A 25362-nucleotide genomic window follows, 5' to 3' on the forward strand; every position below is an offset into this window, starting at 1 on the left:
TCTAATTGGCAATCGTTACCCGTTCATTTTCTATCTTGGCGTAATTCCTTTTCACAGCTTCGCGAATACCTCTTTGCATGGCAGCGTCTATGTTCGATCCCATACGGGCAAAGCCGAACTGTTGTGCGCATGCTTTTATCAAATCTGCCGCAGGCAGGCTGATGGAGTCGGTCAATAGTTGCCGGATGGCATTGGCTATTTCTTCAGGTGGTATGTCTGTTGCTTCCCGGTCGGAAACCGGGCGATAGATTGAATAGGAAGCGCATTGCTCTTTGTCGTTCCAGCAGAAGACAAGTTCTTCGTATTCTGTGCGATAGATATTCAATGTGTCGAGTGCTGTTTCTATCTGTGCCTCTATCCGTGTTCCCAAGCGGCTGATTCCCCATTCGGACAGGATTTTCTTACAGAGCAGGGATTTACTGATTGGCGCCTCGCTTTCCATAATCTTCCGTATTTGGGAGAGGAGGATAGAGTAACTGTCCGTAAAGAAAAAGTCTTCCGGTGAATAACTGTATGGAGTAATCTTTGCAAACTTGTACTTTTGTTCTATCCGGTTTTGCGTAGAAAGAACGGAAGCAGCTTGCTTTTCAGGAGCAGCAGGCGATGCCTTGAGTACGAATGAAATCTCATTGTTGGTCATCTGTGTCGTCGGTGCAGGTTCTGTCACTTCTGTCGGAGTAGAATTGATTTCGGTTGCTGTCATTGAGCCGACCTTTGAACTCTTTTTCCGGGCGATAGCCTCTTGGATAGTTGCCATTACTTCGTCCGGCTTTTCCCACCAGTCCATTGTCCATATCCGGTAGATGTCCCATCCGAGTGCTTTCAATACATTATTCTGCACAATTTCCCGGTCACGTGCGGTCTTGGTACGTTTGTAGTTTTTGCCGTCGCAGATAATACCTAACTGATAGTTAGAGGTGTTCTCGGTGTCGACGATACCTATGTCTATCTTGTATCCGGAGCAACCTATGTCTGTATGCACGGTGTAACCCAATGAGCGCAGTCTGTCGGCAATGATCGTTTCGATGGAGACTGTTGTTTCCGACAGTTGTCTTGTCACGCTGCTGATGGTGCTTCGGGTTCCCTTCTCCGCATATTCGAGGAAACGTTTTAGTCCGGCTACTCCAATAGAAGAAGTCCGGTTCAGGTCGATCATCTCCGACCTTAGGGTGGAATAGATAATCATCTCATACCGGGCACGGGAAACGGCTACATTCAATCTTCTTTCGCCGCCTGCCCGGTTCAGTGGTCCGAAATTCATGCTGACGCGCCCTTCTGCATCCGGGCCATAGCCCACAGAGAAGAGAATAACATCGCGTTCGTCTCCCTGCACATTCTCCAGGTTCTTGATAAATAACGGTTCGTCGCATTCCAGCGCAAGAGTTTCCAGTTCGGGGTAAAAGATAAAAAGGTCGGATAATAAGTCTTCTATCAAGGCTTGTTGGACAATGCTGAAAGTGACTACACCGATACTTTTCTTTCTTAATTCCTCGCTTCTCAATCTTCTGGCTATTTCGTCCACTACTGCTTGAGCTTCCGCCCGGTTCTGGCGCGACTTGCCTTTATCATAGTAACCGTTGATGTTGACTATTCTGACTTTCGATTCAATGTTGTCCGGTGAGGGGAAAGTCATCAGTTTGTTATTGTAATATTCGGAGTTACTGAAAGCGATGAGGCTCTCATGTTTGCTTCGGTAGTGCCATAATAAATATTTGGAAGGGATAGACAGGGCGAGACAGTCGTCAAGGATACTCTCCAAATCTTCCATTTCAATGTTGTCTTCATCAATGGTGTTGACCGAGAAGAAACTGGTAGGGGGCATTTGTTTCGGATCGCCTACGATAATGACGTTTTTACCCCGTGCAATGGCGCCCACCGCTTCATAAGTAGGCATCTGTGAGGCTTCATCAAAGATAATCAAATCAAATTTATCAGCGTCCGTATCGATGAATTGAGCGACGGAAAGAGGACTCATCAGCATACACGGGCACATGCGCGACAACAAAGTGGGAATCTGATCGAACAGCTTGCGGATAGATATGCCGCGGGCATTGTTGCGGATATTCTTTTGAAGGATACCCACTTCGGAACTTTGGATGGCTTCGTGAGTGAAAGACGGAATGTTGGAGGCCAACCGGGCAAATAATTCTCTTTGCGTCGTTTCTTCGAATTTGGCGGATATTTGTTTGTATTTAGCAATGATATCATTGAATATCTTACCGTTGAATAATTCCAAAGTCGGCTCTTTGGCGATGATATACCGGATAGCCGCCTGATAGAAACTTTTGTGGAAACTGTCTGTAAGTTGGCCGGTAGGAATATTCTTTTCCTTATATTCCGTCGCGATAAATCCTATTCCCAGGCTATGCAGGGTTTGGTAGGCTTGTAGCCACTGATACCAGTCTTTGAGCTTGTCGAGGTTCTCTTTCCAGGTTCGGGCTTTTGACAAGGCAATCGTTATCCAGTCGGCTGAATCGGTATAAAGTTCTTCGATCGAGATACCCAACATGCCGGACAATTTCTTTTCGGTGGCTGTGAGTGTATCTGCGAGCTGATACAGTTCATTGAAAGAATGAGCATGGATGTCTCTGAATGTTTGAATTCCTTCAGTGAGTTGTGCGGACAAATTCTGCTTGATTTGCGAAACTTTGGCAATGTCTTTTGCGTAGTTCAACAAATGCGAATGAAGGGAAGTCATGTCGTCGATTATCTGCTCAATGGTGTTCCAATCCTCGTTCTTGCCGGGGCGTCCGAATAGGGAGGGAAGTTGCCCGATGTATTTCCGGACGGCTTCTGCTTCTTCCTGATACCGGATAATGCGGTGGAGCAGAGGTTTGATGTCTTCTGTTTCAATCGTTTTTAAAGCATATACGTTGATTGCCTTTCTGATTTTCCGTTGTCCGAAATATCTGGGAAGGAACCATTGACCGGATACCCGGTTCCATTCGGCTAACATCTGCTTTGCGTTGATGGACAGGATTTCTTGGGTGAATCCGGTTTCTATCTCTTTCCTTTGTTCATCCCGTTTCCGTCCGTGAACCACTACTTCCCGGTATTCATTCAGTGTTTCGTTGAGCAATGGCAAAGTCAGCAATCCGGGAGTCAGTTCCGGAATGTCGAGTATTCTCCGGATGATGTGGGAGATTGTCTGGAAATCCTTGCGTGTAGGGTGTATATCCGTATCTTTTAGAAGTATGGAGAATACATCCAGCTTCTGCCGGATGGTGGTCAACAGGTCGATAAATCCGGTGAGCAGTTGGGAGGATCCCTCCTTAACGGCTGATGAATATTCGGTAATCGAGATACCGGTTAATGGATGCTGGTAAGGATGTCCACACGCATTGGCCGTCCGGACTAGCAGCTCGATGGCATCTTCCCATTGGGCAAATGTGTCTTTATCTAATGTATCCAGATAAGCTTGTGGAATATCAAAACAAGATTCGACGTCCACGGATTGATAATGAATAATGGCGTCGTATAATGAAACCCCGAACGGGTATTCTTTATGCAGGGCTTCGATATATTGATTCAATTCCGCCCGTAAATTCAGCAGGCGTTCCGCTTCCTTTCTGAATTCTTCGGGAGGTGTCTGCCTGATAATTTCCGTGGTTTCTTTCAGTTGCGAGATAACGGCGGATTTCTTTGTTTTGTTGGAATGAATTTCCAGACAGAACGGAGCCAGGCCGATAGCCGCCAGCCTGTTTTGCACAACGGAGAGGGCAGCCATCTTTTCCGCTACAAATAAGACACGTTTTCCTTTGTAAAGCGCGTTGGCGATGATATTGGTAATCGTTTGCGATTTTCCTGTTCCCGGAGGCCCGTGCAGGATGAAAGTCTTGTCGTGTACGGCTTCGTAGATGGCTTCCAGTTGCGAAGAATCGGCGATGATGGGTAATACAATGTCTGCGGGCGACACTTGTTTGTCCATATCCGTTGCATCTATTTCCTCTGTGGCGGCTTCCCATTCTATCTTTCCGTTGATGAGGCTGGACACAATCTTGTTCTGAACCAGTTTGTTGGCATTGTTGTGAATATCATTCCACATGATGAACTTGTTGAAAGAGAAGATACCCAGAATCGCTTGCTCTTCCACGTCCCATTTACGCTGGTTCTTGATGCTGTTGCGGATAATGGAATAGATCAGTTTGACGTTTACACCGCTTTCGTCGGTAGGTAACGGGTCCAATCCTGATATGGAGATTCCGAAGTTTTGGCGAAGCATTTCCAATAAGGTGATGTTCATCATCGTTTCTTCTTCCCGGGTACGGATTACGTAACCTTTGGCTGCCGATTTACGGATAATTTCAACCGGTAATAGCAAGATGGGGGCATAGCGGGGACGTTCGCTGGAAGGTGTCTCGTACCATTTCAAAAGTCCGAGAGCCAGATAGAGCGTGTTGGCTCCATTCTCTTCGATAGAAGTACGCGAAGAGCGGTATAAGTGAGTCAGTGCCTTACCTAAATCGTTTTCGGGCAGATAGAAACGTAACCTTTTCTGTGAAAGTTCCGAGTTGATGAAACCAACCACCGGATCCGACTCCGGTATGGAGGAATAAATCCCGAAGTCCATCGCCGGACTTTCCCAATCGGCAGGGCGGTGAAGGATGCGGAATTCTTCTCCGTCGGCCAATGCATCTTCCAGACAGGATAGATTAGCCGGGATGAGTTGGAGCGTGTTTTTGGTAATCCGGATATTCAGCAGGTTGTTGCGCAGGCTTAAATCCAGCAACCGTCTTTCCCATAACAGTTGTTTGGTAATCACAGCCTGGGTTTCATTACCCGATAAATCATAAGGATTGATACTTTGCGGAGTGGCATGAACGGCACTTCTTTGGATGTCGGTCTCCTTTTCTTCTACTTCCCATACCTGCCCGTGCAGAGTACGTTGGGGGATGGGGCGGATGCCCGAATGTCTCGCTCTTTTCACATCTATGGCAAGAATGAAACTGTTTCCATCCGTCAGCTTTCCGTTCGCTTTCTTCACTGCATTGTCGAAATCGGACGAATGTCCCATGTTCATGCAGGTCGTTTCAACTAAAGTAATGTCGTATATTCCTTCGGCTGTCCGTTTGGTTAACAGGGAAACATCGTCAATGGTAGGATCCGGAAAAGTCTCCGGCACTAGCCAGGCTCCCGCAAAAGCATGCCCTTGAGTGATGATAATGAGTGCATTCAGACCGATTGCTTCCAGGCAGGAAGCATAGAGCAAGGCCATATCCAGACAGGTTCCCAGTTTTTGTGCCATTACGGAGTCGGCTAGCCGTACACGTTGCCCATATTCCTCGAAGCTGGCGGGGATGGTGCTGTATATAATCTGTTGTTCCGTGATAGCCGTGTAGATGGCGGCCATCTGTTTCCTTACCCGGTCCGGAGTGCGGCTTTGATATTCGTCGAGGGACGGATTATCAGTCCATTGTCCCAGGATGGAAGCGGCTCTCTTGATGATTGGCACAATGGCTGTATGATTGGGGGTGATGAAAGCGGCCAGCATTTCGGGCAATACATTGAGCCCTCCCCATTGGTCGTATGCCAGAATGTCGATAGGGTAGGTTTGGCAGAATACGGATTCTGCTTCGGAAGTAATTTCAATTTTCAGATTGCCGGATAAACGTTCGGTCAGCTGTGTGAAATAGTTGGCGGATAAAGTGAGATTGAATGACGACAGGCATATCGATTCATTGGGCGGAATCTGTGCCACAGCTATCGGAGCGGCGTTTCCGAAAGTCGGTTCTGTCGTGATTTGTACCTGAATGTCCTTCAGCGGGGCAGGCGTTGTATTCTCAATAGAAAGCTGATGAATGATTGATGCACCGTTTTGTTGTATCGCAAAATTAATAAGCGGTAAATAGTCGCATTGCACCTTGACTTTGTCCAATCTCTCGTTCATGGCAAAAACTGTATAAATTAAAGATTGCAATATTACAAAAAATACGGATATAATTCTCTTTTCTTCTGCCATTCTTTTGTCAATCAAGAAAATATTCCTACCTTTGCGCCCGATTTATAGATAATATAATGTCTTATTTAATTAAAGTATTAAACAATTTATTTATTAATGGAAAACTTAAAGAACGTAGCTCCTATTGAAGACTTCAACTGGGATGCTTATGAAAATGGCGAAACAGTAACCAACGTTAGCCACGATGAACTGGAAAAAGCTTACGACGGTACGCTTAACAAAGTGAACGACCGTGAGGTTGTTGACGGAACCGTAATCGCAATGAACAAGCGTGAAGTAGTTGTGAACATCGGTTACAAATCAGACGGTATCATCCCTTTGAATGAATTCCGTTACAATCCGGACCTGAAAGTAGGTGATACTGTAGAAGTATACATCGAAAACCAGGAAGACAAAAAAGGACAGCTCGTTCTGTCACACAGAAAAGCCCGCGCTACTCGTTCTTGGGATCGCGTTAACGCTGCTCTGGAAAATGAAGAAATTATCAAGGGTTACATCAAGTGCCGCACGAAGGGTGGTATGATCGTAGACGTATTCGGAATCGAAGCATTCTTGCCGGGTTCTCAGATCGACGTTAAACCGATCCGCGACTATGATGTATTCGTTGGCAAAACAATGGAATTCAAAGTGGTTAAAATCAACCAGGAATTCAAAAACGTTGTTGTATCTCACAAGGCTCTTATCGAAGCTGAACTGGAACAACAGAAGAAAGAAATTATCGGTAAACTTGAAAAAGGACAGGTTCTTGAAGGAACTGTTAAAAATATCACCTCTTACGGTGTATTCATCGACCTTGGCGGCGTAGACGGTTTGATCCACATCACTGACCTTTCTTGGGGACGTGTTAGCGATCCGAAAGAAGTGGTTGAACTGGATCAGAAGCTCAACGTTGTTATCCTTGACTTCGATGACGAAAAGAAACGTATCGCTCTTGGTTTGAAACAACTGACTCCGCACCCATGGGATGCTCTTGATACTGACTTGAAGGTTGGTGACAAGGTGAAAGGTAAAGTGGTCGTTATGGCTGACTACGGTGCATTCATCGAAATCGCTCCGGGCGTAGAAGGTTTGATCCACGTTTCAGAAATGTCTTGGAGCCAACATCTGCGTTCTGCACAAGATTTCATGAAGGTAGGCGACGAAGTAGAAGCTGTTGTGCTGACACTTGACCGCGAAGAACGTAAGATGTCTTTGGGTATCAAACAACTGAAACAAGATCCATGGGAAACTATCGAAGAAAAGTATCCTGTAGGTTCTAAGCATACTGCAAAAGTTCGTAACTTCACTAACTTCGGTGTATTCGTAGAAATCGAAGAAGGTGTTGACGGCTTGATCCACATCTCTGACCTTTCTTGGACTAAGAAAGTAAAACACCCATCAGAATTTACTCAGATTGGTGCTGATATCGAAGTTCAGGTATTGGAAATCGACAAAGAAAACCGTCGTTTGAGCCTCGGCCACAAACAACTCGAAGAAAATCCTTGGGATGTATTCGAAACTGTGTTCACTGTAGGTTCTGTACACGAAGGTACAATCATCGAAATGTTGGATAAGGGTGCTGTTGTGGCTCTTCCTTACGGTGTAGAAGGTTTCGCAACTCCGAAACACCTTGTAAAAGAAGACGGTTCACAAGCACAGTTGGATGAGAAACTTGAATTCAAAGTGATCGAGTTCAACAAAGACGCTAAGAGAATCATCCTGTCTCACAGCCGTATCTTCGAAGATGTAGCTAAGGCTGAAGAAAGAGCAGAAAAGAAAGCTGCTTCTGGTGCTAAGAAGTCATCTTCTAGCAACAAGAGAGAAGATTCTCCGATGATCCAGAACCAGGCTGCTTCAACTACGCTGGGCGATATCGACGCTCTTGCTGCATTGAAAGAACAGTTGGAAGGAAAGAAATAATAAAAAGTATTTCTAAATAAACAGAAAGGTGTATTGCGAAAGCGATACACCTTTTTTATTATCTATGTTTTTATGTTCTTTGAAGATTGTTTATAAAGCCGATACGGTAAAGTCGGCAGATAAACCTTCAGCGCTGTTTGTTCCTACCCATAATTTGAAATCTCCCGGTTCTACGTTGTAAGTCATGTTATAGCCCCAGAAAGCCAGCTCTGAAACAGGCAGAGAGAATGAAACATTCTTTGATTCTCCGGCTTTGAGTTCTACACGTTGAAAAGCCTTCAGTTCCTTTACCGGACGGGTTACAGAGCCTACCTTGTCCTGAATGTAAAGTTGTACTACTTCCGTGCCGTCATACTTTCCTGTATTCTTTAGATCTACCGTGACTGATATCTCGCCGTTAATAGCAAGTTTGTCGGAAGTCAACTTCAGATTGCTATATTCAAAGGTAGTGTAAGACAATCCGTAGCCGAACGGATACAAGGGGGAGGCCCCGGCATCGAGATAGAAGGAACGGCAGCCAACAGATGTTTGTCCCGCTTCGACAGGGATTTCATCAATGAGCATTTCTTTCGGGTTGGCCGGGCGACCTGTGCTGTTGTGAGCATAATATATAGGAACCTGACCTGTCATACGGGGGAATGTAACCGGAGTCTTTGCGCTTGGATTAACCTTCCCGAAAAGGATGTCGGCAATGGCAGGTCCTCCCATAGTGCCCGGATGGAACGCATAAAGAACTGCATCCGAAGCTTCAACTTCACTAGCGATTGTAAGTTGGCGTCCTGCCATCACTATGGTTACTAATGGTTTGCCGGTAGTGGACAGTGCTTGTATCAGTTGACTCTGTGCTCCCTGAAGATTTAGGTTTGCCAAAGAATGGGCCTCACCCGAAAGTATTGCTTCTTCACCGACAAAAGCAAGGACTACATCTGCGTGGCGTGCCGCGTTTACGGCTTTGGCGATACCGTTTAGGTTTTTGTCACGGCTATAACCGAGTGCAGGTTCGAAAATTACGTTGACCTGATCGCCATACATTTCTCTGATGGCTTTGAGAGGTGTTTGAGTATGGTCTTTTTCACCGTCGAACACCCATGTCCCCATCTGTTCATAGGGTGCGTCAGCCATCGGACCTACTACCGCTACAGTACGGATTTTGTTTGTAAGCGGTAATGTTTGTGTGTCATTCTTCAGGAGAATAACGGATTGCTCTACCGCTTCTTTTGCTATTTTCAAGTGCTCTTCCGCATATTTCACATTCTGTGGTGTAACAATATACGGATTTTCAAACAAGCCCATTCGGTATTTCAGACGGAGAATATTCCGTACGGCGTCGTCTATTGATTCTATGGAAACCTTATTCTCTGCTAAAGACTGCTTGAGGTTTTTGATGAACGTTTCACTCACCATATCCATGTCAACGCCTGCATTTACCGATTTCTCGGCAGCTTCCTTGCCATCTGCACAGAAACCGTGATTGATCATTTCGGCAGCCGAAGCCCAGTCGGTTACTACCATACCGTCATATTTCCATTCATCGCGCAATATATCTTTCAACACAAATTTATTTGCCGTAGACGGCACACCATCGTTATCGTTGAATGAAGTCATGAAAGTGGCACAACCAGCGTCTACCGCAGCTTTGAACGGAGGTAGATATACATTGCGCAGTACTCTTTCGGGGATAAATGTAGAATTATAGTCCTTACCGCCTTCGGATGCACCATAAGCTACAAAGTGCTTGGCACACGCCGCCATTGAAGTCGGACTGTTCAGCGAATCTCCTTGAAACCCTTTAATCATAGCTACTCCCATTACGGAAGTCAAGTAGGGATCTTCACCGCAACTTTCGGCTATGCGTCCCCAACGAGGGTCACGTGATATATCTATCATGGGCGCAAAAGTCCAACGGATACCATCAGCTGAAGCTTCTATGGCAGCTACACGTGCTCCGTTTTCTACTATCTGTGGATTGAATGTGGCTGCCTGTCCCAATGGAATAGGGAAGATAGTCTTGTAACCGTGAATTACATCGCGTGACACTAGTAGGGGGATACCTAACCGTGACTCTTCCATTGCGATTTTCTGTATTTTATTCACTTCTTCGGGATTCATATAATTCAATATGGAACCTATTTCTCCATTACGAACTTTGTTTGCCAGTTCGTTAGGATCCCACGGACTCAACTGATTCATCTGCCCTAGCTTTTCCTCTAAAGTCATCTTATCCAGTAAGGCTTCTACTTTGTTCTCTATCTCAGAATCAGAGTTGGTTCCTTTCGGAGAGCAGGCTGTTAATGCCAATGCTGTCAGTGTTGTGGTAAATAATAACTTGTTTATCTTCATAAATCGTCTTTTATTATTGTAAATATTTATTAGTTCTTGCTTTTGGGAGGAATGCATCAAAATGCACAGATTGGATAAAAAGCTTCGCCAGGTATGCCGTGCCATCCATTTTCAGAACCGCCCGTCATAAGGCGTAATCCATGGTCTCCGACACCATTGTAAAAAGTGACAGAAGGAATTGTACCTGCCAGTTCATCCGCATTTATTTTTTTCAATTGTTTGTTAATGTACTCTTGCCCCGATGTGGAACCTGTTTGAGTATTTTCACCTTGTATCAGGTATTTAAGTTCATTGAACGAAGGAGCATACCAAGCGGTACTATTGTTTAGTTTTTCAGTATGATTATTCAAAGCGATAAATCCCAGATTTTCAGTTCCTACTAAAATTTGTGTCAATTTATAACCGTTTGATGTTTCCGTATCAGTGTATTTCTCTACATTTCCATCAATAAAGGCTTGCTCTATATCAGCTGCTGCCACAGTGCCAAAATTATTTCCTTTTTTTGTAGAGACTACTAAGCCATGTTTTTCTTGATATCCATTTAAATTGGAGTCGTTTAAATCATTTGTAGATTTAAAAGTTTCAAAATCGTCTATTATGTGGAATACGATTCCTTTGCAGGTAAGACCGGTAGGAATACCGGCTGCATTTCTTGGAAGAATGATTGTTTTATTACTTTCTGTGGTACAGTAGAAGTCACCTACTGCAATATCTGCCGTTCCTTCGGAGGATGTTGGGCAAGGGAAAGTGTAACATTGGTTGGCTGCCAGTGTTATAGGATCTTTCAGCGTCTTTGAATAAGTAATATTATCAATCGTGTAGAAGTAGCGAAAATCATTTTTTACTAATTGTTCTTCGTCAACAAGACAGATGTACTTGCCGCTCATTGATTCGGGCGTGTACAGTTCGTCGCCAATGGAGAAAGATACATCGGAAAGATCTAATAAATAGGAAATCTCTTCCGTGTCATCTAGTTTAATGGTCGCTTCCGCAGAGAACGCTATCAATGAAAAGGCGTGCTTAAAGTTGATTGTCAATTGATGGGATTGAATATCATTGATTTCTGCTATCAGCAAATCTTTGTCTTTAAATTCCGTTGTTTCTTCCTCTTTCTTCGCTTCTTTTAGTTCATCAACAGATGAAGGAATAAACTCTTTTCCATTTTTCACTATTTGGGCATAGGGAAAGTAGGCGATGACTTTCTTGATTTTGCTGGTATAACTTACACTGTTTTTACTAACCCATTTGTTTACACCGTTTTCGTTTATATACTTAAAGGGTTCATTGGCGAATCCGATTCCATCTTTGTCTATCAGTAAAATACCGATTTCATCGCCGTTGACATCTTCCAAGCTGTTTCCTGCTTCGAAAAGAACTGTGACACCATCATTGATTACCCGTGTAGTAGAATTTCCGGTATCGAAATTGGCTACATTTACATTTTGAATAGTCAGAACATCAGAAACGGCGGTTTCGTTTTCTCCGATCTGAGGTAACATCTCGTCTTGGGTGCAAGCCGAAAATATTAATAGCGATACGGCTGCCAGTTTGATATGTGAATATATTTGTTTCATAATTTGTATGATTAATTAGAAAGTAAGAATAAGACGAACTTTTTGTTCTGAATCTACAGCCCTGTAGAAATCAGTACTGCTTATTGCACCATTTTCATTGAAAACTACTATATAAGCATTAGGGTCACTGTCGAATGTACTGTCCCAATATGTGCCATTCAATGCACTGTAATTAGTGAATGTTTTACCCGCAAGAGTTGCTAGATCTCTTAATTGGGTATGAGAGGGCAAATACCAACCAGATGTGCCGGGTATAAGTGAATTATTGTTTTTGCTGGTAGAAGTTGAGGCTGCCGGCACTGTTGTAGCCTCTGCTACAGCTGCTTTTGCTATAAGATATTTAGTGTTAAGGTATCCTAGATATTGTGTGGTTTTTCCGTCTTTTATGCCGTGTTCCGGAAAATCTGTCCCATACAAGTTTGCATTACCTTCTTTCCATTTGAAACTACTCTTTTCGTCGCTAGTTTCATCAGTTAGCGCTACTACATATCCATGAATGGTTTCTATATCCGTACCTTCGTAATTTGTTACGTTGTCCGTCTCATGTTTTCCTATCTTATAGATAATACCTAAGGTGGAACCGTCTTTGTAATCTGTCCCGTAAGTACCGTCACTATAGAAATAATAGCCTACTTCCATATATTCTTTAGTATATGTTAATTTGATATCCGAACGGATATTGCAGAATGTGAAAGTGACAGTCCCGTTTGGGGTATCAACTGTACGTACTCTGTCACATAGACCTTCATAATCGATGCCTCCGCTTGCATTTGTTTCTTTATAAGTTATGGAGAAGCCGTTGGTTGCGTTGTCAATGAAACTGTTTTCCAAACCTGTAAACTGGCAATTGGTCAAATTTGATACTTCATCAGATATAATAGCCTTAAATTTAGCATCCGTAATCTGATTGTCATCGATCTTTTCATTATCCCAATTAATTTCTCCGGATTCCATTTCTACAGTCAGTCCTTTTTTGCTGACAGACAAGTAATATCTTTGCCATGTATTGGGAAGCAAATCTCCGGTTTTCTTATTGACGTCATTGGGGTTGGACTTACTTGGAGTATAGATATAGGTATCTTCTCCTATTTCTACTTTTATCAATGGTTTCTCCCACATTTCACAAGGAACCATCATAGCTTCACCGTTTCTATAATATTCTCCTTTTGTGTCATGAGTAGAAATCAATTGGTCAGCATCGCCTACCGTTGTGATTTCTCCATTAGTATACGTTACACTTCCATAACCGATAAACGAAACTTTTGCGGTGTTCACTTCTTCATCTGTATATCCTTCAAATTTCTGAAGTTCCCACCACATCCGGGTCATTTGGTGTCTGAATACAAAATGTACATTCTTTGCTTCCACTTTCGCATTACTTGCCAATAAGTCACAGTCAAAGAGTTTCTCTTCGGTAGTTTGGTCTGTTAGGTTTATCTGTTCTGCTGTGAGGGGAGTCCATGCTAGCAGATCATAGCTTGTGCCATCCCATGTATAAGGTGTATCTTCAGTAGACATTTTTCCATTGGTTGTCACTTTGTAAGTTTTTACTGTTTCTCCCGCTTTCACACCTATCAGTTCGTCACCATCCCATGCGCTTTCTGTGGTTCTGCTCATCGTTTTTCCTACTTGAGCTGAGAAAGTAATGTCGCCTTTATCCAGCGAATTGGCAAATTCCGTTTCGTTCGTACATGAAACCGCTCCAAGACTTATGGCTGCCATAAGCCCTAAATAGTATCCTTGTATTTTTATTAAATTCATAATTTTAATCTTTAGCAGTTACATTGTTATTTATTTTAATTCAGGCTCTATAAGCCCTTTATCAGAATCCGGTCCGTTAAAATCCCATCCGGGAATTGAACCGTTTGAAGAGATATCTCCGGTATTAGTTCCGGGTTGTACTTCTGTTGATTTCTGATAAACCCTGACGTAATCTACATACATGCTTTGGGGAAATACAGTGTCTGCTGTGGGATCACCACCAAATGTACCGCCTACCGCTACATTCAGAATAATAAAAAATGGATGATCGAATACCCATTCACCATCTGTTACATCAGCGGCTTTCACTCTTTTGTAAAGTACATTATCCACAAAGAAGTCTATTTGGGATTCATCCCATTCTACGGCAAATATGTGGAAGTCTGTGTCAAAACGTTGGCTCTCATAGCCAAAAGTCTGTGTTATGGGATTTCCACCCGAATGTCCCGGAAAATGTAGAGCACTTGATACGATATTAGGTTGGTATCCTTTATTTTCCATAATATCTATTTCACCGCATTTTGGCCATACATCGGTGGCATAGTTTGCTCCTAACATCCAAAATGCAGGCCAAAGTCCCGGACCGTACGGAAGTTTCAGACGTGCTTCGAAACGTCCGTATCGTTGTTCGAACAGTCCTTCGGTCTTTATTCTGGCAGAAGAGTAAGCTACTCCGTCATAATTGTCGTTCAAAGCTGTTATTTTCAGGCATCCCAAACCTTTGTGAGTTGTGTATGAGGCGTTTTCTACTCTGTCGGTATAGTTCTGAAGTTCCTGATTACCGTATCCTGAAGCGCCTTTTTCATACGTCCACTTTGAAGGATCGGGTCTGTTGTCGGGAGTCGGTGTGTCAAATTCGTCCGACCACACCAATACCCATCGGGTGTTTTCTATCTCTTCTTCTTTCTCGCAACTTCCAAGTAACAGTGGCAAAGGAAGTATCAGCAAGCTAAGCAATATTGTTTTATATGGTTTCATAAGTTATCATTTTTAATAGAAATAAATATTGTCCAAAAGAATGTTCCTGGTGTTGTCATCACATGCCAATGCCAATTGTGGTATTAGTTTATTTTCTTTTTCAAGTTTCAGATCGAGTGACAGCCACTGTTTTGATTTGAAATCAGGATATTTCTCCAATGTTATCGGATACTTTATTTCCGTTGTTCCATAGTATATAGAGACTGTTATAATAGTGCTTTCACTTACTTCGTCCATGCATAATACATCCAGGTGGAGGTGAGTCTTTGACGAACAATCCGCAGTTTTGTTGAATACAATACCTACAAAGTTCAAACCGCTATACCGTGCTATATGATTATCACCGGTATCTATTTCCGTATATTCAGCTGTTGACCATTCCCATCTAGGATTCCAGTTTGCAGAAATCTTATTAGTATAAGAATCACTGAACAGAGACAACACTTCCGATTCGTCTTTCGTGGGTGTTGGAGCGAAATCGTAGCAATGTACCTTTATTTCGCCTTCAGCCTCCTTTAACGAGATAACGGCTTCTCCTGTTTTGTGCACGGTTATGTTACCATCATTTGTTACCGAAGCCACATTGACGTCAGATGACTCGAATGTAAAATAATTGGGAGAGACCCGCATTTTACGGTTAATGCCGTTCGGAAGATTGATAGTCTCGGTCAGAGTTCCTATCGTCAGTTTTCCGGGAAAACCGGGAACCTCTATATCTTCTATTTTGGCATGAGCCAATGTACCGAGTTTTTCGAACTTGACCTCATCGAACCAGATGGTGTAGCCTTCGTCATTTACTGCACCGGCGGAGTAGTAGAATAATCCTTTTTCCGATAAAAGCTTTGCGGAATTAGGAATAGGGATGATAATCTTGCTCCAGTTTGTATTCAGTTGGACATCATTAACTTGAACCAGATATTCGGTAGTATCATAATTTCCTATTCCAACTTCAATAGCGGTAGCTACGGAAGACTTGGCATAAAAAGTCAGTGCGTCATATCCGGACAGGTTTCTGCCTGTAGCGGAATAGAAAGTACCTCCTGCCCAACTCCCCATAGGATCACTCGGATTGGGAACTTCTATTCGCATAGATGACGTGCCATCGTAGGTGGTTTCAGTATCCACCCCGAAATTAGTTACTTTTCCCCATGCCTGGTATTGCAGGTCGGATGCAAATTCATCGATAAAGACATCAGACAAGTGTGGGTAAGTTGCCAGCACATCCGTATTTATATCTCTCGTACATCCTGTCAACGAAAAGAGAACAGCGACAACAGAGAGCTTACATGATATATTGATTTTGTGATTCATAAAACTATCTTATTAATTAGTTCGTAGATTAGAAAATGCTGAATGAAATGTAGGTTCTTATTTCCCATTCGTTGCCACGACCTGCGCCTATAATATCTGTGCTTGGTTCAAAACCACCGGAACCGTCCGGTATATATCCGGCAACGTAACGAGGAGAATATTGATCTAATGTTCTGAAAGTACCTCTGATTCCTACGCGAGTGGATACCGGACCCAACCATTTAGGCTTGGCGAGACTGGTCGAAAAGTCTAACATACATTGGAAAGGGAAAGTAAGGTTAAAATCCCTGTGATAGTCGTACGGCCCCCAGTCATTAAACTTCACCATTGCGTTCAGTCGCAGTTTCTTATAAATCATTTTGGCGTCTGCACCTACCCGCTTAACTAAACGGGTATCATCTCCGTTGGCTTGGGCAGTACCACAGTAGACACTTGATATGATACCGAAATCTCTTGATATTCTAGACGCTATTTTCAGGTTTGTTTCCCATAAATCATGAGCCGGTGCAGCTCCTCCGAAAGCAAAGGTAGAACGACCGTTGGCAAGTATACCTATGGCTGCATCCTGTGAGGTGGGATGATGGCGGTAAATGAAACCAAGTGAAGCGGCAAACGGTGCATCTTCGTTATTGTCATTCTCCCAGTCGTACATCCAAGTAGCGGGTGTCGGGTCATAAGTCAGCAACAATTCTCCCGCTGTTGTCTCCCTGTTATCCCTAACAGCAAAAGGATCATCAATAATATTTCGTAATCTTCCGGGAGCATCGATTCCATTAGGCATTGGACCTACAAGCGGTTTCTGCCACAGGAAATTAGGGGCAATCTGGAAGTTGCCTATCTGATAAGTAAAACCGGCAAGGACGTTCGATTGATTTCCGCTACCGCTATCTTTTAGCCTCCATCCTGTTAAAGTCTGTGTGTAATCGGCTCCGCCACTGGCTACCAATCCCATTATCGCCCCCTGCGCATAGGCATTAAACTTTCCTCCGCTATATACCACTTTCATCTTCCCTCCGAATGTATCGGATGTTTTTATCACGTCGGAATATACGATAGCTTCTTTATTGTATTCTGTGGTAGCTTGAAATTCCCGTCCTACAAGCGTTGTTCCTGACCATAATCCGCCCGCTGTAATATTGAAACGTCCGAAATTTCTTTCCACCATAAGAGAGGCCCGTGTATTCTTGGGACGGGGTATGGCATAAGAAGTAGTCGTTCCTTCACGCTGGTCTATATCATAATGGAAAATACCTGCTACGTTATATTTACCTATATTCCGTTGGTATTTGACAAGCAGAGCCGGGTTTGCACCCCACCATAGTTCGGGACCGAAAGCAATTTTCAGCCCTTTGAAGTATTTCTTACCTTCAATTTCACTTCCGAAAGGAGCTTCGCCACCATAAATATCCATATTATCACCGTAGCTCGCTTCGGGATACAATCCAAAGAAGTCTCCTTCGTATCCCCAATGATAGTGTCCTTTGCGGTAAAATGTTTTCAGATTAAACAGTTTGCCATCCCAGTCAAAACTCGCACTATAAAGTCTTAAGCGTTCCAACGGACCCAGATCTACTACTTCTCCGCTTTCGTCCGTTATATATCTGGAGCGTCCTCTGTTCTCATAAAAGATTTCGTCTATCGGGTTCTCCGCCACATTTCCAAGAACATTTACAGTGACTTCCGCCTGTACATTCTCTGCCGGTTTTGAGGCTACGCCTACGTAGAACGATTCAGTATGGTCAAAGCCTTTAAAGCTGGGGAAACTTGTCGGATTCTTCGGCCTGGAACTTGGAGTGGTAGTATTCTTTGCACCTGTATTGTAGGTAGTTATGTCACCTCTCAGTTCGCTCAGGCGTATTAGCTGAGTCTTTTCGCCTTGCAAGGCAGCTTTATCACTTCTGGAGGATAAAACGGCTGACATTACATTGATATCGGAAAGTTTGCTTATTATCGAAGAGGTGGTACTTCCGGGAGAATAAGGATTAATCTTGTGGACATCTTTCAGCACATAGTATGCGGCACGCGGGTAAAGTTCGTATATTCCTCGGCTGTCAGGAGTTCCTTTTGCGCATATACCGAACCATTCTTCGTTCATATTGTTTTCACCGTTCACATAGTCAAATACATATCCGCCGTTGGCCCATGATGCATTGGTGTCATGTATGCTCAGGTTAGTATTTTGACCGAATTTCCACCAACCGTCGGTAAATTGGAAAGTGAAACCTCCGAGTGAGTTATTGTTGTTGCCTAGTCCTGCCGCATTCAGATATATTTCAGTCCAATTCTTCAACAGAATGTCTGCTTGCTCTTTTTGTGCTTCACTTTGAGTTATGGCATTGAATGCATCGGATCCGAACTCTGTAAACAATACCGGTTTTCCATACTCAGCTTTTACTCTGCTGAACAAGTCGCCGAACGAGTCACCGCGATAGCAGTTGATTCCTAGAATGTCAACATCCTTACATTCTTTGGCTATAATATCAAGGAATAGAAGGTCACCGTTGCAAATGGCTATAGGAGCTGAAGCATTCATTTTCTTCATCTCGACAGTCGCTTCATTGAACAGTTTATATAAGTGAACCGCTTGAATAGTGGATTTACGATCTTCTACCGGAATATCTTCCGTTTCTGCTCCTTGCCAAAATAAACCATAATTGTTCTCATTTCCAAGAAGATAGAGGAGTATTCCAGGAGTATTATTGTATTCCTTTACCAATTCTCTCGCCTCGTCGAGAAGTACTTTTTTTACTCTAGGGTCGGAATAGTCGGTGTTAGCTATCCATGCCCCGTCCAAAGCTACTCCATAGCGTCCGAAGGAGCTATATATCATTGTGTGAATACCATATTGTTCATAGATATATTTTACCCATCTGGGGGGAACGCCTATGTGTTGTCTGATAGCGTTTACACCCATGTTCTTTAATAAAGACATATCCGTATCGAGAGCAGCCTTGATTATATCGTCAGGCTTTGTCCATAAGGAATATGAATAATTGGTGCCGACTGGGAAGTAATCCCAGTTCATACCATTCACCATAAAAGACTTACCGTTCACAAGCAACTTGGAACCTGTTCTGTCGTTGACTAAGGAGACTTTTTCCTGTTGTGCCGAAAGGGGAATGGACAAAAGGATTAGCAAAGATAATAATATTACATTTTTCATGATAAGTAAAATAACAAATTAGCACTTTGTGAAAAGAAAGCGTCTGAGATTACAAACGTATGTTTCATAGTTTGCTTTGGACCTAGTAGTTTCTCTTGCCTCATAGATTAAATTTAAAAAGTATATATTCGATTAATTTCTCGGAGGACAAAGGTAGTATAGTATAAGGTACGGTGTATATACAAGTAAATAGTAAGAGTAAATAAATAAAATGTTAATGTATTGATTATTAATTATATAATGTTTGGTAGAAGTAAATAGTTTATGAAGTAAAATGGTTTGTTTGCTTTCTCTATTTTTGCATTTTACCCAATGAACGTACCATCTCGGTGAATTCTTCCTTAGGAATTATTGCCTTGTTTCTGGTTTTTAAACGATTATTGTAAACCGTCTGCGGAGAGCAATGAAGAAATTCTGCAATCTTCATACTGTCATTTATTCCGAGTCTGACAAGCGCATATATCCTCAACTCCGTGTTCAGGAGTTCGCCTTCTTTAAGCATTATCTTTTCTTCGGGACGCAGGAGGGAATTGAAGTCTTTTACAAAATCGGGGTATACGTGTAGGAAAATAGCGTCGAAACTATGATAGAACTCCTTCAACTCACTTTGTACCATCGTAATGTTGGAAGTTAATGATTTGATATCGTCTATTTGACCGGCTTTAAGTTTTCTGCTGATATTCTTCCTGTATTCTTCAAGTTTGGTTATATAATTGGAGCATATTGAGAATACATATCCTATGTATTCTTCTTTCACATAATTGGACTCTAGTAATTGGTTATTGATCACTTTTAGCTTTTCATTTACTTCGCTAAGTTCTCCGTTCACTTCACCCAGCATTCGTTGGGCTTCGGAAAGTTCTTTGACGTGTGAATTAAGCAGTCGGTTACTTTCGTTCAGTTTTTTACGTGAACGGGACAGTTTTCTGAATTGGAAATAAATGAGTAGGATGGAGATGAGTAATACAATGGATAATATACTTGTGGTGTAGAGTGATTTACGCAATTTGCTTTCCTGTATTTTGTTCCTTTCGCGATAGGCCTGCTGTAGTTTATCCATAACGGTCGATATGTTTATTACGCGCACCCTGTTGGGATACAGCAATGCGGCTTTAAAGCAATAACTGATGTAAGTGTAGCCTCTGTCTATGTCTTCACGCAAATAGAGGATATTGGAAAGTTCCTCCAATGAAGCTATATCGCGGTTGCAGATTTTAATATCGGCTATGGCAGAATAAATAAGGTATTTTACGTAATTATCTTCATCGCCTTCATTGTAAAACATGATAGCAAGCATATAAGAATTGATGGCATCCACCCGCGTGGACAATGATGACTTGTCTACTATATTTTTTAATTTTAATTTTATACTGTCTCCCTCTGCAGAACGGGGATATTCTCTATGTAGTGACGCACAAAAACTATAATATGAAGGATGATCGGGAGTTATGTATTTCTTAGCTTCGTGCTTGAATTCCTTCTCAAGATTGTAATAAGAATTTGTCAGTTCCAGGCGATTACCGATGAATTGTACCAAATGGGAGTATAGATAGATTTTTGTATCATAATACTGATACATATTTTCTTTACTTAATGAAGTTATATCTACATTCAATAATTCTTTCTCAGCCTCATTCAGTAGCCCCTGGGCTGCAAGAAGGAAAACTTTATGCAGTATCCACTCCTGTTCTTTGTCCTTTCGGCCTAATGCGTTGGCTATCTCTATATTATTGTTTACATAAACCATAGCCGAGTCCGCATTATAGACAAAATATTCATCATACAGCATTTTGTTAAGCCATAGTTTTTCTTCCGGTTTTAGAGGCATAGACTGTTTCTTACGCAGTTCTTCTATTTTATCTTCTTTCTCTAAAACGTACTTTTCACTGTTTGTCAATACGGAATCCAATCTGGAAAACAATTGTTCCATTTCTTTATTCTTGGAATAAACATTCCCGAAAGTAATAAACAGTAGGAACAATACTGATAATTTTCTGTATATAAAGGGATTCGTCATATTAAATACTTCTTTTTCTGATACTGTGACCAGCTTTCATATCATGTTCTTGAAACCGGTTGTCGATATGCAAATATATATTCTTTTTTGATACTATATGGCAGGTAATAAGACTTTTGTTTCATTGCTTGCGAAATTAATATGTTTTTTTTCTATCTTTGCCGGAGATGGAAAAGTTTGAGTTACATATATTAGGGTGCGGTTCCGCTTTGCCCACTACACGACATTTTGCGACTTCACAAGTCGTCAATTTGCGTGAAAAATTATTTATGATTGATTGTGGGGAAGGGGCTCAGATGCAATTACGTCGTTCCCGGCTTAAATTTTCCCGTTTGAATCATATCTTTATCTCTCATCTGCACGGTGATCATTGCTTTGGACTCTTGGGGCTAATCTCTACATTCGGATTATTGGGGAGGACGGCCGATTTACATATTCATTCTCCTAAGGGGCTGGAAGAATTATTTGCACCGATGCTAGCTTTTTTTTGTAAGACACTGACCTATAAAGTGTTTTTTCACGAATTTGAGACGAAAGAACCGACACAGATTTATGATGACCGTTCGGTGACTGTAACTACGATCCCTCTTAAACATCGAATTTCCTGTTGCGGATTCCTGTTTGAGGAGAAGCAACGTCCGAATCATATCATCAGAGAAATGGTGGATTTTTATAAAGTTCCGGTTTACGAACTGAACCGTATTAAGAACGGAGCGGATTTTGTTACTCCCGAAGGAGAAGTTATTCCCAATCAGCGTTTGACCCGTCCTTCGACCCCGGCACGCAAATACGCTTATTGTTCCGATACAATTTTTCGTCCGTCTATAGTGAAACAAATCAACAATGTGGATTTGCTGTTCCATGAAGCTACTTTTGCACAAGCGGAACAGGCACGGGCAAAAGAAACTTATCACACGACAGCTGCACAAGCTGCACAAATCGCTTTGGATGCAAAGGTAAAACAATTGGTTATCGGGCATTTCTCAGCCCGATATGAAGATGAAGCTGTTTTACTTAATGAAGCGTCCGCCATTTTTCCGCAGACAATTTTAGCGAAAGAGAATTTATGTATTGATATTGACGGAGGAACTGTATATGAAAAGTAGCCGGTTATTTTTGGGAGTAATATGTATAATTTGTTTGGCTGCTTGTAGAAAGGAGAAGCCTTTGTCTCCGATACCGGACTCTTTGGCAGGTTTCAAAGAACTGTTTAATCCTGCCTATCAGATCAGTGCGGACAGTATTCGGCAGCTCATTCATGCCTGTTTGGAAAAAAATAAACAGACTACAGTTTGGGATTCTGCGTTAGTCTCTCATTATCAGGAGGAAGGCGATTTCTTATGGTTGAATGATTCATTGGTCTCCGATAAACCGACTGTGCAGGCAGCGGACTCAATGTTGCATTGGTTAGAGAATATATCGCGACATGGGATTAATCCGAGACTTTATCCTGTAGATAGTATCCGTAATGGGTTGCAGCAGATACGTACATTACAATTGCAAGATGGAAAAACGATGAATTCCCTGTTGGCGGATTTAGAATATCAGTTGACAGCTGCCTATCTTTCGTATGTGTGCCGGTTAAAGTTTGGCTTTCTACCTCCAGAGCGCAGATGGAATGATTCGATAAACCGTATTTCTCTGAAGCGTTGTGATATGGAATTTGCATTGTCGGCTCTTGATTCTTTGCGTGCCAATCCCACTGCCGCCTTTCATTGGGCGCAACCCTCTTCCCGTTTTTATAAGAAAATGCAGGAAGAATTGGTGCGCGTGAATGGTTGGGGAAAGACGGATACTACGGATTATTACTGGGATCGTTTATTGCTGAATCTGGAACGGGCGCGTTGGCAGTATGCTCTGGATAAAGGGAAGAAATATGTGGTGGCAAATGTGGCGGCATTCATGCTGCAAGCCGTCAACGAGGAAACAGACTCTATTCTGGAAATGCGCATTTGTGTGGGAAGTGTGAGGAATAAAACACCTTTGTTGTCCAGCAGAATCTATTATATGGAGCTGAATCCGTATTGGAATGTTCCTCAAAGTATTATCCGGAAAGAGATTATTCCTACTTATCGCAGGGATACGACTTACTTTACCCGTAACCGCATGAAGGTGTATGATAAGAATGGTACACAAGTCGATCCTCATAGTATCAAATGGGCGAAGTATGCGGGCAAGGGAGTACCTTATACTGTGAAACAGGATAATAAGACGGGAAATTCGTTGGGGCGTATCATCTTCCGTTTCCCAAATCCTTATTCCGTTTATTTGCACGATACTCCTTCCCGTTGGGCTTTCATGCGAAAGAACCGGGCGGTGAGCCATGGTTGTGTACGTCTTCAGAAAGCACTCGATTTTGCTTTCTTCTTATTAGAAGAACCGGATGAATTACTGGAAGACCGCATCCGCATTGCAATGGACCTCAAGCCGATAAGCGAGGAAGGAAAGAAGCTTCCTATCAGTGCGGCCTATCGTGAATTGAAACATTATAGTTTGGAGAAATATGTGCCTTTGTTTATAGATTATCAGACTGTTTATCTGTCTGCCGATAATAATTTGATGTATTGTGATGACATTTATAAGTATGATCCGTCTTTACTAAAGGCAATGACCGATCTGGATTTGAAACCATAAATAAACATAGAGATACAAGAGATTATGACCCCTTATAACGAGCGCGAAGTTCTGAAGCTCCTCCAGGAGGAGAGTACGCAGCGACAAGGATTTGAAATGATTGTGGCGCAGTATAGCGAACAATTGTATTGGCAGATCCGTCGGTTGGTGCTGTCGCATGAGGATGCGAACGATCTCCTGCAAAATACTTTTATCAAGGCATGGACGAATATTGATTATTTCCGTGCTGAGGCGAAATTGTCTACCTGGCTCTATCGTATTGCGTTGAATGAATGCCTTACTTTCTTGAATAGACAACGTGCTGTCACTACCTTGGCCATTGATGATCTGGAAGCAGCGGTTGTGCAGAAACTGGAAAGCGACCCGTACTTTTCGGGTGATGAGGCGCAGTTGTGTTTGCAAAAGGCATTAATGACTTTACCGGAGAAACAGCGCATGGTGTTCAATCTGAAATACTATCAAGAAATGAAATATGAAGAAATGTCTGAAATCTTCGGTACCTCAGTCGGTGCTTTGAAAGCGTCTTATCATCATGCAGTGAAGAAAATAGAGAAGTTTTTAGAAGACATTGATTAAACCTTTGGACTCGGACTATGTCTAAATCAAAGAGAGGAGAAAAACGAATGAAAGAAGAAGATATCCTATTGAAGAAACTTGGTAAGGAAGATTCCTTCAAAGTTCCTGATGGTTACTTTGAGAACCTGACTTCAGAAGTGATGAATAAACTTCCTGAAAAAGAGAAAGTGGTTTTCAAGGAAGAACCTGTCAGTACATGGACAAGACTGAAACCATTGCTCTATATGGCAGCTATGTTTGTGGGGGCTGCCTTGATTATACGGGTGGCGTCGTCAGATCACAAACCTGCTGCGGTCGATGAAGTGGCGGTGACGGAGGTGGATACTGAAGTTGTATCGGACGAAATGCTGGATGTGGCACTGGACCGCGCTATGCTGGATGATTATTCGTTATATGTTTATTTGAGTGATGCAAGTGTAGAATGATTTATTAAAACTGATTGAATACAGAAAATGAGAAAATTAATCGCATGGGTTGTTTTGTTGTGTGGCTTCATGCCTGTTCTTTGGGCTGCTGACGGATGTGACCAGCATTTATCCCGGGAGGAGTTCAGGGCAAAACAAAAGGCATTCATTATCGAACAGGCTGGATTGAGTAAAGAAGAGGCAGCCAAGTTCTTTCCCGTCTATTTTGAACTTCAGGATAAGAAGAAGAAACTGAATGATGAATCGTGGGATTTGATGCGCAAAGGTAAGGATGATAAGACAACGGAAGCTCAATATGCAGAAATCAACGATAAGGTAGCTAACAATCGTATTGCTGCCGACCAGCTTGATAAGACTTATCTGGGTAAGTTCAAAAAGATTCTTTCCAGTAAGAAGATATTTCTCGTGCAGCGTGCGGAAATGCGCTTCCACCGGGAGATGATAAAAGGAATGAATCGTGGCAAGGATAAAGGAAATGATTCGAAGAAGAAATAAAGAAAAACAGAGCGTCTATTCATACGAGTTAGATGCTCTGTTTGAGTAAAATAGAGGCTCTACTCGCAGAGGATGTAAATTAAACTGTGTCAGCAAAGATTAAAATAAAATATTAACTTTGCTAACACAGTTTTTTTATGAAAGAAGAATTTGATTTTGAAAGTATCAAGAACAAGGCAATTGAACAGCTGAAAGCAGGTAAGCCCTTGTTAGGTAAAGACGGTGCTTTT

Annotated in this window: 14 protein-coding genes and 1 pseudogene; 7 read left to right on the forward strand and 8 right to left on the reverse strand. The window is 42.4% G+C overall.

What is annotated here, in order from left to right:
- Window position 1 precedes the first annotated feature (1 nt).
- The gene (locus tag BACFIN_RS02555; protein WP_007757363.1) at window positions 2-5959 is read right to left on the reverse strand and encodes a DUF3320 domain-containing protein; all 5958 of its coding nucleotides are present in this window, start codon (window positions 5957-5959) and stop codon (window positions 2-4) included.
- Between the two features lie 96 nt (window positions 5960-6055).
- On the opposite strand from BACFIN_RS02555, the gene rpsA reads away from it, so the two are divergent.
- On the forward strand, window positions 6056-7858 hold the full coding sequence (gene rpsA / locus BACFIN_RS02550; RefSeq protein WP_007757364.1) for a 30S ribosomal protein S1: 1803 nt from the start codon (window positions 6056-6058) through the stop codon (window positions 7856-7858).
- Window positions 7859-7948: 90 nt separating this feature from the next.
- Here rpsA and bglX read toward each other — a convergent pair whose 3' ends face one another.
- From bglX to BACFIN_RS02515, 7 genes are all read right to left on the reverse strand, one after another.
- On the reverse strand, window positions 7949-10198 hold the full coding sequence (gene bglX, locus BACFIN_RS02545) for a beta-glucosidase BglX (protein WP_032839911.1): 2250 nt from the start codon (window positions 10196-10198) through the stop codon (window positions 7949-7951).
- A gap of 56 nt (window positions 10199-10254) precedes the next feature.
- Window positions 10255-11772, reverse strand: coding sequence for a hypothetical protein (locus tag BACFIN_RS02540; RefSeq protein ID WP_007757366.1), 1518 nt, complete (start codon window positions 11770-11772; stop codon window positions 10255-10257).
- A 15-nt stretch (window positions 11773-11787) separates the two neighbouring features.
- A complete protein-coding gene (locus BACFIN_RS02535; protein WP_007757367.1) occupies window positions 11788-13533 on the reverse strand; it encodes a fimbrillin family protein in 1746 nt (581 codons plus the stop codon).
- Between the two features lie 30 nt (window positions 13534-13563).
- Window positions 13564-14511 carry a glycoside hydrolase family 16 protein gene (locus tag BACFIN_RS02530; protein WP_007757368.1) on the reverse strand — a complete coding sequence of 316 codons (948 nt, stop codon included), beginning with the start codon at window positions 14509-14511 and terminating at the stop codon, window positions 13564-13566.
- A 12-nt stretch (window positions 14512-14523) separates the two neighbouring features.
- Window positions 14524-15822 carry a hypothetical protein gene (locus BACFIN_RS02525; protein WP_007757369.1) on the reverse strand — a complete coding sequence of 433 codons (1299 nt, stop codon included), beginning with the start codon at window positions 15820-15822 and terminating at the stop codon, window positions 14524-14526.
- 28 nt (window positions 15823-15850) lie between these two features.
- Window positions 15851-18985, reverse strand: a complete 3135-nt coding sequence (locus tag BACFIN_RS02520; protein ID WP_007757370.1) for a glycoside hydrolase family 2 TIM barrel-domain containing protein — start codon at window positions 18983-18985, stop codon at window positions 15851-15853.
- Between the two features lie 292 nt (window positions 18986-19277).
- Window positions 19278-20915, reverse strand: a complete 1638-nt coding sequence (locus BACFIN_RS02515) for a DUF6377 domain-containing protein (protein ID WP_229091119.1) — start codon at window positions 20913-20915, stop codon at window positions 19278-19280.
- 254 nt (window positions 20916-21169) lie between these two features.
- Here BACFIN_RS02515 and BACFIN_RS02510 point away from each other — a divergent pair, with 254 nt between their 5' ends.
- From BACFIN_RS02510 to BACFIN_RS0220225, 6 genes and pseudogenes are all read left to right on the forward strand, one after another.
- Window positions 21170-22108: a ribonuclease Z gene (locus BACFIN_RS02510; RefSeq protein ID WP_007757379.1), complete on the forward strand. Its 939-nt coding sequence runs from the start codon at window positions 21170-21172 to the stop codon at window positions 22106-22108.
- Window positions 22098-23636 (forward strand): L,D-transpeptidase family protein, encoded by a 1539-nt coding sequence (locus BACFIN_RS02505; protein ID WP_007757381.1) that lies wholly within the window; start codon window positions 22098-22100, stop codon window positions 23634-23636. Before BACFIN_RS02510 ends, BACFIN_RS02505 begins: the two co-directional genes overlap by 11 nt.
- 24 nt (window positions 23637-23660) lie before the next feature.
- On the forward strand, window positions 23661-24212 hold the full coding sequence (locus BACFIN_RS02500) for an RNA polymerase sigma factor (protein WP_007757383.1): 552 nt from the start codon (window positions 23661-23663) through the stop codon (window positions 24210-24212).
- 47 nt (window positions 24213-24259) lie between these two features.
- The gene (locus BACFIN_RS02495; protein ID WP_081449106.1) at window positions 24260-24637 is read left to right on the forward strand and encodes a hypothetical protein; all 378 of its coding nucleotides are present in this window, start codon (window positions 24260-24262) and stop codon (window positions 24635-24637) included.
- Between the two features lie 27 nt (window positions 24638-24664).
- A complete protein-coding gene (locus BACFIN_RS02490) occupies window positions 24665-25132 on the forward strand; it encodes a hypothetical protein (protein ID WP_007757387.1) in 468 nt (155 codons plus the stop codon).
- 137 nt (window positions 25133-25269) lie between these two features.
- Window positions 25270-25362 (forward strand): annotated as a pseudogene (locus tag BACFIN_RS0220225) (transposase); the annotation flags it as partial.

The organism is Bacteroides finegoldii DSM 17565, assembly GCF_000156195.1.
Classification (GTDB): Bacteria; Bacteroidota; Bacteroidia; order Bacteroidales; family Bacteroidaceae; genus Bacteroides; species Bacteroides finegoldii.